Below are 11,344 nucleotides of genomic sequence, written 5' to 3' on the forward strand. Positions count from 1 at the left end.
GCGTTATATGTAAATGGAGAGCACATGCCACCGCATCCGCTTAATGCAAGCTTAAACCATGTAATATCACAAGGTGTGGAAAACGCTCAGGACGCCATTTCAAAAGAAAATTTGAAGAATGCTGAAATAGAATTGGCGCATGTAAAATTGGTATCGAGTTTACTTGAACAATATTTGTTACATGGCGATATAGCGGGAAGTTTCACTGAGCGGTTAAATGATTACTGGCTAACATATAAACCCAAATATATTGAAAATGCTTTCTCCGTGTACGTAAATAATATGTATGTTCCTTGGCAATTTTTAGATCATGCTATAGAAGCTCATAATTACCGATTAACGCAAAAGTAATTTACATATAACAAGGCAATTATGGATGGGACGTCTAAAGCTTGGCTGGCGCTCATTTCTTCGCTAATTTTAGCCAAGCTTAATACGCCCCATATTGCGGCGTTAGGGCACTATGAGATTTCTCACCATATTTTTAATCGTCGCTATTGGAGGCTGCTCTTCTAGCCTGAAAGTCATAGATGATGCTGACTCCGGTGAAGGTATTGTAATAATGAGCCGAAATGCAGAGATAATATTGGCAAAAGTAGTCTCATATCCTTCTAGAAGTTATTCATTTTATTTGGAAGAAATTAATAAGTTTTCGGGTAAATATTGTGGCAGCAATTATGAAGTTACTCTGAGAGATGACATGATTGTTGTCATTAGCTATGAATGTCGGTCTGGTGGCTGCGGAGAGACACCAAATCAAGCATATGTTTTTGAAATAACATGCCCTAACAAGGCCTTAAAGTCGGATTCGTAACAGTTGGCTCGGTTCCGCTTCGCTTCACAGTTTAGCCAACTATTACTCACCGCTTAAGGCGGCGTTAGGGTTACAGAGAAAGTATGTCGCATATTGAACAATTTTGTGAATCAGCAATTGCCAAAGGAGATGGTACATCTTCAAACGATCATGAATACTTTGAATCCATGAAAGAATCCATTCGGAACCTCGCCGACTACTCCGAATTACTTCCTTTACTTAAGCATAAAAATGATTGGGTAGTTTGCTGGTCTGCCAGTCACCTTTTAGCAACAGAGCATAAATCAAAAGCTATTAAAGCTCTAAATGCTTTAATTCATAAAGGTGGTGTCTCTGGTTTCAGCGCAGAGATTGTGGTTCAAGAGTATGAGCGCGGTTCCTTTGTATCTCCTTTTGTGCAAAAGTAACCCTAACAAGCGCATTAATGAATGGACGTCTTAAGCTTGGCTGGCGCTCGTTCCTCGCTAATTTTAGCCAAGCTTAATTCGCCCATTATGCGGGCGTTATGTTTACTAAGGAATCAGCATGAAATGGATAGCTCCGATAATTATTTTTGCTCTTGTTGTTTTCCTTTTAAAACAAACTGAAGCACCTAGACCGCAAAAAATTGTTCAAGAAACATTACCAATTGAATCTTTCAAATGTGAGGATGTTTGGCGAACTAACAACATGTTGGTAATTAGTTTCAAATTAAATTCTGGAGAATACACGTTTAAAATGCGGCTTAAAAATTTCGATTGTGAGCAATTTAATGATGAAGTAAAAATAGGCTCAATCGCTAATGTTTTATATTCTCCTGCTGGCTACAAACGTTATAGTCTGGTGTCCATTGAAATTGATGGTCAGGTTTGGGTGAAACAGTAAACATAACAAGCTGTTTAAAATGGACGCCTTACTGCTTGGCTGGCGCTCATTCTTCGCTAATTTTAGCAAAGCGTAATTCGCCCATTAACAGGGCGTTATAAATCACTATGAGCATCGAAGAAATCTTTAAAATAGCAGCTGCAATAATCGCATCACTGGGTGGTGGTGCATTGTTGCTTGCCGCATTCTCCCATTGGCTTGGAAGCTTATGGGCAAAGCGCATGCTGCAAAATGAAAGAGCCAAGCATGAGGAGAGCCTCCAAAAACTAAAGGCTAAGAATGAGGCAGCCCTAGAGGACTTGAAAGCTCAAATAGATACCTTGAAGCAAAAAGAGTTGAATCGTCACTTTGACAAATTGGCTATCTACAAGGATGTGATTCATATAGTTTCAGAAATTTTTAAAGAACTAGAGGCAGTTGCCACATCAAAGCAAGAGTCTATTAGTGCAGACGTTGAGCATTCCTTCTCCCTAAATCGAAATAAAGCTTATGGCTACATATCGTTAGTTTCCTGCCAAGAAGTGCTGGATAAATACAATGAGATGATCGATTTCTTTATTCCATTACTTTACGAGGGCAAGCAAGCGACATGGGAGCAGATGAGAGAAAAAGCTGACTCTATGCTAAATGCCATGCGTAACGATCTTGGGATAAATGAAGGAGAAGTCGTGTATAGAGGCACAAGGTGATTTATAACAAGGCCAGCCAGAGGGACCAAAAAACCGCCGATTTCGCTCTGGTTTTTCGGCCCCTGCTGTCGACGTTACTGATTAAATACTCTAACGTGTTTTTGTCCAGTAACCAGTTATGCTAATATGACTCTGCCCACACCGAAAACTCACTTAGTCATCATAAAACCTCTCACTTATTTCATCACATAGCTTGGTTCGATAGATAATTGATGAGTGTATTAATTCCGGCAAAACGCTCTAGGAAATCTAAACCACTTTTAAATTTGATCTAGATCAAAGAAACTTCATTCGTAGCAATCTATATTACGCGGCTGCAATTTTCGCTGCTTTTTGAATCTAGATTAGCTTTTAAAAGCAATACTCCATCATCGTGCTTAAAGGTGTGTCATGGCATTACTCATCAATAACAAATGTATTAACTGTGATATGTGTGATCCAGAGTGCCCGAATGAAGCTATTTATATGGGCGCGAAGATATATCAAATAGACCCAAATAAATGCACTGAGTGTGTAGGGCATTATGATAACCCGACTTGTGTTAGTGTGTGTCCTATTGATTGCATTAAGCCAGATCCAAATCATCGTGAAACTTTAGATGAGCTGGCTGAGAAATACGTTAAATTGACCTCCCAAGCTTCTTAGTTAAATCACTTTCTTTAATTCTTTTTGCTTATCTTAAAGTAGCGCCCTGCGATAATTGTTCTACAATTTTATGAACAACAACACGTTAATAAAAAATCAGGGCGTTTTATGTGGTTTAGTAAATCCTTACAGGCTGAAATTGATACGTTAAAAGCTGAGCTTTATCCGCTAAAAGATCTCACTTCGGGTATTGATGAAGAGATGTTGGTGCTTAGGCTGCGTGCAGATGGCACGATGGCTTATATTAACCAGAACTTTTTAGATGAATTAGGCTACTCGCATAACCAGCTAATTGACTCACCCTTCCAAGATATTATTACTGAACAATCTCGAAATACTGACCAGTTTGTAGAGCTAAAAAACGCCATTGAAAATCAACAGCATGGAGTAGGGCACTTACAAATAACTCGCTATGACGGCAAGCTTGAGTGGCTCCGTTTGATTGCACACCCGGTACACACAGAGCAAGGTGAGCTCAATTACTTTGCTATTTACGGCACTGTGCTTACCGATGCAATTTCTACTTCTCGTGAACAGCGCGACACTATAAATGCCATCTATCGCTCGATGGCGGTTATTGAGTTTGACTTAGAGGGTAAGGTTATTAACGCAAATGAACCGTTTTTAGAGAGCATGGGTTATAAGAGAGAGGAGATAGTAGGTAAGCACCATAGTATGTTTTGTGAGCCTGAACTTGCTGAGTCAGCTGAGTATGAGAAGTTTTGGCAGCGCTTAAAGCGTGGTGAGTTTGTTGTTGATCGGTTTAAACGTGTTGACCGTCATGGCAATGAAGTGTGGCTTGAAGCGTCATACAACCCCATTTCAAATGATTTTGGTGAGCTTTACAAAGTGATGAAGTTTGCCACTGTGATCACTGAGCAAGTTAATCGTGAACAGGCAATTTCTCAAGCGGCCGAAATTGCGTATGGCACATCAACCGAGACCGATAAACTGGCTCAACAAGGGGCTGAGGTGTTACAAAACACCATGACGGTGATGAATGAATTAGCCCAGCAGATGGAGCAAGCAGCCCAAGAGATTTCAGCACTTGATAAACAGTCACAGCAAATTGCAGCTATTGTGCAAAGTATAAGTAGCATTGCGGAGCAAACGAACTTGCTGGCGCTAAACGCAGCAATTGAAGCTGCTCGTGCCGGTGAGCAAGGACGAGGTTTTGCGGTGGTGGCTGATGAAGTCAGACAGCTTGCTTCAAGAACATCAAAAGCCACCGAAGAAATTGTTGAAGTGGTAATAATAATCAGTCACTTACGCAAAATACAGTAAAGGTTATTGAGCAAGGTAAGGTGAAAGCTGAGCAAGGCGTGTCTTTATCAAATGAGTCTGGTCAAGTGATGGAAGACATACAACACGGTGCGCAGCAAGTGGTTGATGCAGTTGGGCAATTTGCAAACCAACTGAATCACTGACAAAAAGCCTACTCAGTTAGGCTTTTATAATGCTATTTAATTAAATCATTTCTTATTTTGCCTCAAGAAACTTCCTATTGTTTTGAAAGCCAGTATTCATCCAACTTTTTTACGCTAAAATCATTTGGCGGTACAGAAGTTAGTAGTTCTTATCGAGCTACTCTGTGATGATTTTGGTATTAAAGGTGGGATGATTTATGTTTTTTACCCAACCATTGAAAGAAAGGATAGCTCAGTTAGAAGATGAATTGTTTCGTGTATCTCAAGTGAAAGATACATTAGATAATAGAATGTTTACGCTGGAACTCGATAGGGAAGGTCATATCACGTTTGCCAATACGCAAGTATTAGCAGAACTCGGCTTTACAGAAGCACAACTAATAGGAAAACCTCTGCTTGATTTGGTGCCTAGCAGCGCCAAAGACGCAAAGCATTATCTTCATTTTAAACGAGCTATTTTAGATAAATCAGCATGGTTCGGTGCTGTTCAACTTTTAAATACGCAGGGCCAGCATGTTTGGTTAAGAGTATTTTTCCATCCAATTTTAAATAAACAGCAGGGCTTTGAAAAGTTTGATCTTCACGCCAGTGTGCTGACCCGAACAATTGAAACATCGCAAGAAAATAAAGACTTAGTGAAAGCAATTAATCGGTCTATGGCGGTTATTGAGTTTGATTTAGATGGCCATGTTTTAAAAGCGAATGAGCAATTTCTAGCGGGGGTTGGTTATACAAAAGACGAAATTATCGGTAAACATCACCGTATGTTTTGTGAACCAGCTGAAGCAAACTCAACTGGCTATGCTGAGTTTTGGCAGAAATTACAAAAAGGCCAATTTATCTCGTCACGATTTAAGCGGGTGAATAAATTTGGTGAATCCATTTGGTTGGAGGCGACTTATAATCCGGTTTTTAACGAGCAAGATGTGCTTTATAAAGTCGTTAAGTTTGCCACCGTCATCACCGAACAAGTGAATCTAGAAATGGCTGTGTCTCAAGCGGCGGATATTGCCTACAGCACATCCACTGAAACCGATAAAGCAGCAAAGCAAGGTGCCACCGTTTTAGATGAAATGGTTCATGTAATGGACGATTTAGCGAAGCAAATGGAACAAGCTGCAGCTGAAATGGCTGAGCTCGATAAGCAATCGCAACATATTTCTGCCATCGTACAAAGTATTAGTAGTATTGCAGATCAAACAAACTTACTGGCGCTTAATGCTGCCATTGAGGCGGCTCGTGCAGGTGATCAAGGCCGAGGCTTTGCGGTGGTGGCTGATGAAGTAAGACAACTTGCTTTAAGAACCTCTAATTCGACAGTCGAGATTGTTGATGTTGTAAAACAAAATAGGTCTTTGACTAAACAAACGGTTGAAGTTATCGAATTAGGAAAAGCAAAAGCTGAACAAGGTTTTAAACTTGCTTCAGAGTCTGGTAGCGTGATGAGCGACATTCAACATGGCGCTCGAAAAGTGGTAGATGCGGTTGGGCAGTTTTCACAAAAGATAAAATAACTTTATCTATGTTTATATTGGGTTTTACAGTAACCACGGGATATATCTGGATGGCGTATTTTTAAGTGTTTGGTTTGCCTACCCGCTGCGCGTTTTCGCCAAAGTTTAAAACTCGAGCTTGTTAATTGCTCACGCATTAGCGCGATAACGCTTTTTTCATTTAAACCAAACTGTTGGTTTATTGCTTCAAACGGGGTTCTATCTTCCCACGCCATCTCTATGATGCGTGATATTTCATGATCTAAGTGCTGCATTACGGCTCCTTTTTGTAGCTTATACGTATTTGCAGCAGGTTTAGATTATAAAATATCGTGTTGCCAGTGCTCTGCTAAAAAGTCGATGAACGCTCTGGCCACATTTTGTTGGAAGTTACGTGATAAATACACTGCCCATAAGTGAGAGCCCATAGTAGTATGCTCAGGCAGTACTTTAACAAGCTCACCTGATGCCAAATAGTCATTGGCGAGATCACATGGTAGGTGAGCTACCCCGATTCCTTGTTTCGCTGCTTTTAAAAGCACCCCCATATCGTTGGCAACAATGTTGCCCTTAACCGTGACTTTTTGTGTGTTGTCGTCGTGTTGAAATTGCCAAATAGTGTGTTTGTTATGAACAAGGCAATTATGTGCGGTTAAGTCACTCGGCTCATTAACCGGTGGGTTCGCAGCTAAATAATCGTTAGAAGCACATACTGCGGTTGCGATATACATTAGCTTACGGGCAATAAGACCTTCATCGGGCTGGTGGATGTAACGCAAAGCGATATCAACGCGGTCATCAACCAGCTGCGATAAACTATCAGAAAGTAACAGTTCAAAGCGCGTCTGAGGATGGCGCTTGGTGAATACTTCAATGGCATCAAACAGTTTATGTTGGCCAAGCCCAATCGGAGAGGCAACTCGAATGGTACCTACCAATTCATTGTTATGGCTGTGTGCTCGGCTTTGTAAATCAGACACTTGATTTAATATTTGCTGGCAATAGCTAAGGGCTTCTTCGCCTTGAAGGGTCAAACTTACTTTGCGTGTTGTGCGATGAAACAACCTTAAATTTAGCCACTTTTCTATATCTTGAATATGTCTAGAAACTTGTAATCGGCTTAAACCTAAATGCTCTGCAGCCTGAGTAAAGCTGCCGGTACGGGCAACCTCGACAAAGCTAGTAATTGAATTGAGTTTATCCATTGGTATCTTCAAGTGAAACAATGTGTATCTATATAGTGTATTTATCAGTAATTAGTGAACAAGTAAACTGCAATCATTGAAACAAACAACGGAGAATTCCTCATGAAATTAGCAGTTATTGGCGCAACAGGTTGGATTGGCAGCCACATTACTTCAGAAGCAATCGCACGTGGTCATCAAGTAAATGCATTAGTTAGAGACGCAGGTAAAGTAACCCAAGATAACGTTACAGTGACTGAATTTGATTTAACTAAAGACGATATCGCAACTGCAGCTGCAGGTAGTGATGTTGTTATTGCGGCAATTGGTGGTCGTGCTTTAGGGAACCATGAAATTGTTGCAAACACAGCAAAGCAATTATTAAACGCGCTTGCAGGTACTAACACACGCATTTTATGGGTAGGCGGTGCAGGTAGCTTAGAGGTAGCCCCCGGTGTGACTCTGGTATCAAGCCCAGACTTTCCTGCTGAATACAAAGCAGAAGCCATAGCTCAAGGTGAGGCACTTGATGTGTTTAGAGCCTCAAAAGTAGATACAGCTTGGACTTTTGTATCACCAGCTGCGGTCATTTACCCTGGTGAGTCAGAAGGCCCGTACCGTGTTGGTGGCGACAGCTTCTTTACTGATGCAAAAGGCGAAAGCAAAATATCAGTCACTGATTATGCTAAAGCGATGCTTGATGAAGCACAATCGGCAGCTCATTTAAATCAACGTATTAGTATTGCTTACTAATAACGAGTCTTTCTTCAGGCTCATAAAATGGTATTCTTAAACTAAGTGTTAAGTTACCTATTTAATTTATGAGCCTGTTATTTTCTATTGCACTTGCAACCATACCTGCCTTACCTGAACCCGTCGCGAACAATGCTGTTGCCAAAGTTGTTATTGATGAACAAGCCTACTTTTTAAGTTTTATGGGCTTGAGCTCAGGCAAAGCACATACAGATGTTCACAATAAAGTGTGGGTCCTTAAAGTGGGCGATAAGGCGTGGCAAGCAGCTAAAGCCGTACCAAGTACGTTGCCCCTTACTGGCCGTTTGGCGAGTACCGCAGTGGGTGTGGGTAAGCATGCCTATGTATTTAGTGGGTATACCGTTAGCGCCGATCATCAAGAAATCTCTACACCCGATGTATATCGCTATGATGTGCTCTCTAATTCATATACGCAACTTGCCAATATGCCAGTGCCGGTGGATGACAGTGTAGCGCTTTCGTACCAGCAGCGTTATATCTATTTAGTCAGTGGTTGGCATAACGATGGCAATGTTAACCTTGTACAAGTTTATGATACGCATACAGATACTTGGCAACAGGCTTCGCCATTTTTAGGTCAACCGGTGTTTGGCCAAGCGGCGGCAATTAGTGGAAACACTATATTGGTGTGTGATGGCGTTAAAACACAGGCGAATGCTGATAAACGTCGTTCTTTCGCTGCGGTTGCACAGTGTTTAAAAGGTACGATTGATGCAAATAACCCATTAAAGATAGATTGGCGTACCGTGCCACACCCAACAGGTGTTGCCCATTACCGTATGGCAGCAACCAGTTTTAATGGCGACATTTATATGATGGGCGGCTCTGATAACCCATATAACTACAATGGTACGGGGTACGATGGTAAACCAGCGCCAGCGAGTGATCATGTTTGGCGCTTTGATGTTGATAAAAACATGTGGCAAGTGATGCCAAAAGCCGGCACCGCGAGCATGGATCATCGAGGTTTATTAGAGCACCAAGGAAGTTTGTATCGTCTGGGTGGAATGGATAATAATCAACAAGTGACAGCCGATGCACTTGGTTACAAGGTAAAGTTATCTCTATGAATACACTCTATATTACTGGGGCGGGTGTGAGTGCCGCTAGCGGTATACCGACCTTTCGTGGCGAAGATGGTTATTGGACCATTGGCAGCAAAAATTATACGCCGATGGAAATGGCAACACGTGCTATGTACGAAAATAATCCCCGCGAATTTTTAGTTTGGTATTATCATCGTTTTGCAACCTATCGCCATCACGGTCCCAATCAAGTGCATCATTGGTTGAGTGATAAAAATCTCATTACGCAAAATATCGATGGCCTTGATGGTAAAGCAGGTAACACCGATTTTATTGCTATTCATGGTCGCTTAGATCAAATGACACTGTTTCACCATCAAGGTGACGATGTGATGGCTTTTAACGCGCCGTGGGACAAAGTCAACGAAGACAACCTCCACAACTCCTTGCTTGAGGTGTTCAATATTGATAATGAAAGCCCCAAGCTTAACGAATCGTTTAAGCCTTACGTGTTGTTATTTGACGAATACTACACTGAGCTTTATCGAATCTCTGAGGCGCAACAGCGCATGCTTGATGCCGATAAAATCGTCTTTATCGGCACCTCGTTTAGCGTCAATATAACGCAAATGGCACTCGATATTGCACGCAGTCAAGGCACGCCAATTGAGGTGGTTGACCCGGATCCTACTCATGTATTTCATCCTAATGTGACATACCACAAGATGACTGCGCTTGAGTATGTTCAGCAGCAAGGGTAAAAATAAGGCGCTTTAATTAAGCGCCTTATTTGATTACTTTTCAGCTTTTGTTTCTGTGATGTTTAACCGAGCTTGTAAGGGATCCGGTAAAAACTCTGCAGTCCCTGATTTACTCATTTTCAGTATAAAAGATTCATCATTTTTATATGCTTGCCAAGTCGGTAAAACCGGGCCATTTGGTGTGCCTAATTTAATAAAATTCGTCACATAACGGTGCATTATTTTAGCGGCTTGCTTATCTTGCTCAGTGGTTACATGCCCATATTTCGCTGCCACAGTATTAAAAAAGTACGGAATTTCGCTGGCGTGCTCTGCACCGGGTTTATCTAAAGTTTGCGCCACATAACCAAAACGATATAAAAAGGCATCTTTCCCCATATCTGTCACACGTTTTGCAACGAACCTTGCTGGCTCTTGCATCAAAGCATCTTGCCCAACTTGGTAATTGAGTAAAGGCAATGGCGTTTCGCCGCTTGCATCGTAAGTCATTTTTGCTTGTGTACTGTGCGGAGCAAAACTTGCGAATAGCGCCTCTTTAGAAGCAAAATTAGCAAAGCCTAAATCCATATCTGTTGTACCGACCATGGTCGCAACATGGCTAAACGTGCCTTTATTCAAGCGCGCTTCTGTCGCCGAATTGATGATGGTGCCATCAATAATTGGCCCGCCAACGTACGTAGGTTCAACATCATTTTGTCGGTTTAATGTGCTCAGATTTAGGTCATCAACCACGTCTTCGGCAGATAACTCACGTAGTGCAGCAAGGGCATTTTCATCACTGCCTAAAATGGTGTGTTGTTTGGCAAAGTTTTCGCCAATTTTTTCGGCACTTAATACGGTGTCATCATCACTAGTTAGAGGCAACTGCTTAAAAAGCTCTCGTCCGCCCGCTGACATAATAATCGCTTGCTGGAATAAGCCATTAGCAGCAGGTGTTTGCATCATCGCATGTACCGATGCGCCTCCTGCAGATTCACCCATGAGTGTCACTTTTGCAGCATCACCACCAAATTGAGCAATATTTTGTTTAACCCATTCAAGGGCCGCAATTTGATCCATTAAAGCGTAGTTGCCGAGCGCATCGTTCTCAAAACGACTAAGAGCAGGGTGCGCAAAAAAGCCAAATCGGCCTAGGCGATAATTAAAGCTAACAAAAATAACCCCTTGTTTAGCAAAACTTTCACCAGAGTAAACTGCGGGTGATGCACCACCATTTACAAAGCCACCACCGTGTATCCATACCACAACAGGGTAAGGGGTATCGCTGTGTTTAGTGGGTTTAAATACATTTAAATAAAGGCAATCTTCCGAAGGAGTTGTTGTAAGCGGTGCAGCGTCGGCTGCAAACGGCTTTTGCATACAGTCAGGCGCGTAATCGTTAAGTACTTTTACATCTTGCCACTTAGGAACAGGCTCTGGTGCTCGCCAGCGTAACTCTCCCACCGGAGCTGCAGCATACGGAATGCCTTTATAGGCAATAAAACGCCCTTCTTTTTGCCCTTGGATAAGCCCGCCAGTGACGGCGATTTGATCTGATTGAGGTTGTTCTTGGCAGCCTTGCAAAAATACAGCAGAGCCTAATAGAAAAGATGAGTAAAAAATCGATTTGAGAATACGCGAGGTCATAACAAAGCCTAGGCTGTTTGGGTAAGGCTTATAATATTATAT

The 11,344-nt window shown here is 41.8% G+C and carries 13 protein-coding genes and 1 pseudogene; 11 read left to right on the top strand and 3 right to left on the bottom strand.

The window, feature by feature from the left end; all coding sequences use genetic code 11:
* The 8 genes and pseudogenes from L1D51_RS17920 to L1D51_RS17955 all read left to right on the top strand — a co-directional run.
* The coding region (locus tag L1D51_RS17920) for a hypothetical protein (protein WP_239964419.1) at positions 1-351 on the top strand (351 nt) is incomplete at its 5' end.
* Between the two features lie 546 nt (positions 352-897).
* Complete coding sequence (locus L1D51_RS17925; RefSeq protein ID WP_239964420.1) at positions 898-1,221, top strand: hypothetical protein; 324 nt, start codon at positions 898-900, stop codon at positions 1,219-1,221.
* 118 nt (positions 1,222-1,339) lie between these two features.
* Entirely contained in the window at positions 1,340-1,678 is a 339-nt protein-coding gene (locus L1D51_RS17930) for a hypothetical protein (protein ID WP_239964421.1), read from the top strand.
* 107 nt (positions 1,679-1,785) lie between these two features.
* Positions 1,786-2,367, top strand: coding sequence for a hypothetical protein (locus L1D51_RS17935; protein WP_239964422.1), 582 nt, complete (start codon positions 1,786-1,788; stop codon positions 2,365-2,367).
* A gap of 390 nt (positions 2,368-2,757) precedes the next feature.
* Entirely contained in the window at positions 2,758-3,012 is a 255-nt protein-coding gene (locus L1D51_RS17940) for a YfhL family 4Fe-4S dicluster ferredoxin (RefSeq protein WP_054562570.1), read from the top strand.
* 108 nt (positions 3,013-3,120) lie between these two features.
* A pseudogene (locus L1D51_RS21785) lies at positions 3,121-4,231 on the top strand (methyl-accepting chemotaxis protein); the annotation flags it as partial.
* Between the two features lie 85 nt (positions 4,232-4,316).
* Positions 4,317-4,439 (top strand): hypothetical protein, encoded by a 123-nt coding sequence (locus L1D51_RS21875; RefSeq protein WP_425605553.1) that lies wholly within the window; start codon positions 4,317-4,319, stop codon positions 4,437-4,439.
* A gap of 197 nt (positions 4,440-4,636) precedes the next feature.
* A complete protein-coding gene (locus L1D51_RS17955; protein WP_239964423.1) occupies positions 4,637-5,953 on the top strand; it encodes a methyl-accepting chemotaxis protein in 1,317 nt (438 codons plus the stop codon).
* Positions 5,954-5,955: 2 nt separating this feature from the next.
* Here L1D51_RS17955 and L1D51_RS17960 read toward each other — a convergent pair whose 3' ends face one another.
* Both L1D51_RS17960 and L1D51_RS17965 read right to left on the bottom strand, forming a co-directional pair.
* The gene (locus L1D51_RS17960) at positions 5,956-6,207 is read right to left on the bottom strand and encodes a TIGR03643 family protein (RefSeq protein WP_054562567.1); all 252 of its coding nucleotides are present in this window, start codon (positions 6,205-6,207) and stop codon (positions 5,956-5,958) included.
* Between the two features lie 45 nt (positions 6,208-6,252).
* Positions 6,253-7,137 (bottom strand): LysR family transcriptional regulator, encoded by an 885-nt coding sequence (locus L1D51_RS17965; RefSeq protein WP_239964424.1) that lies wholly within the window; start codon positions 7,135-7,137, stop codon positions 6,253-6,255.
* Between the two features lie 102 nt (positions 7,138-7,239).
* Between L1D51_RS17965 and L1D51_RS17970 the strand changes: the two genes are divergently transcribed.
* The 3 genes from L1D51_RS17970 (at position 7,240) to L1D51_RS17980 (ending at position 9,676) form a co-directional block, all read left to right on the top strand.
* Positions 7,240-7,869, top strand: a complete 630-nt coding sequence (locus L1D51_RS17970; RefSeq protein ID WP_239964425.1) for an NAD(P)-dependent oxidoreductase — start codon at positions 7,240-7,242, stop codon at positions 7,867-7,869.
* Positions 7,870-7,937: 68 nt separating this feature from the next.
* Positions 7,938-8,960, top strand: a complete 1,023-nt coding sequence (locus tag L1D51_RS17975) for a Kelch repeat-containing protein (RefSeq protein ID WP_239964426.1) — start codon at positions 7,938-7,940, stop codon at positions 8,958-8,960.
* The gene (locus tag L1D51_RS17980; protein ID WP_239964427.1) at positions 8,957-9,676 is read left to right on the top strand and encodes an SIR2 family NAD-dependent protein deacylase; all 720 of its coding nucleotides are present in this window, start codon (positions 8,957-8,959) and stop codon (positions 9,674-9,676) included. Before L1D51_RS17975 ends, L1D51_RS17980 begins: the two co-directional genes overlap by 4 nt.
* 33 nt (positions 9,677-9,709) lie before the next feature.
* Here the strand turns inward: L1D51_RS17980 and L1D51_RS17985 are convergent, their stop codons facing one another.
* Positions 9,710-11,302 (bottom strand): carboxylesterase/lipase family protein, encoded by a 1,593-nt coding sequence (locus L1D51_RS17985; protein ID WP_239964428.1) that lies wholly within the window; start codon positions 11,300-11,302, stop codon positions 9,710-9,712.
* Positions 11,303-11,344: the final 42 nt, after the last annotated feature.

Source organism: Pseudoalteromonas shioyasakiensis (assembly GCF_022398475.1).
In the GTDB taxonomy this organism is placed as follows: domain Bacteria; phylum Pseudomonadota; class Gammaproteobacteria; order Enterobacterales; family Alteromonadaceae; genus Pseudoalteromonas.